Origin of the sequence: Thermococcus sp. M36 (assembly GCF_012027355.1) — an archaeon.
GTDB lineage: Archaea > Methanobacteriota_B > Thermococci > Thermococcales > Thermococcaceae > Thermococcus.
This window is the reverse complement of record NZ_SNUH01000087.1, coordinates 1-534: the sequence shown is the minus strand read 5'-3', so window position 1 is coordinate 534 and position 534 is coordinate 1. Positions and strand designations below refer to the sequence as shown.

General features: G+C 35.2%; 1 protein-coding gene. It reads right to left on the bottom strand.

Annotated elements, in window-relative coordinates:
• The coding region (locus E3E36_RS11445; protein ID WP_167895535.1) for a S1/P1 nuclease at positions 1–534 on the bottom strand (534 nt) is incomplete at both ends.

The window sequence follows — 534 nt, the reverse complement described above, 5'->3', positions numbered from 1 at the left end:
TAGAATGATTAATGGCATTGGTATATTCAGTATAACTTAATGTCTGTTCATCAATCAGCTTAGAATCCCAAACGGAATGCAGATTTGTTTTCTGCCCAAACCATTGTACATACACTTTATTACCACCTTGGTCTTCTTCGTGGCCTGTATGCAATGGCTGATGAATATCTCCCACAATATGCACCAATAAACGTAAGTACATTACTTTCTTTTCTTTAGCTACATTTTTCTTTTTTAATTCTGATACCAAGAAATTAATTTTTGTATAAGCATCTGTTGCGGTATCAATAGCCAAATATTTTTTTACATCCTCACAACTCATACCAGCTTTAAAATCTACATAATGCCATGGACTTAAATAGTTATATGATGGGTCTGATTTTATAAAGTCTGCCCAGTTAGCACACATGGCTAAAGATTCATCGCCTAATATTTCTTTGATGGCTGCTTTTGCTTTGGGAGATAAATAACTATTGGCGATTTCACCAACAATACGGTGGCCTAATAATCCCCAAGCCATTGATGCATAAGGGA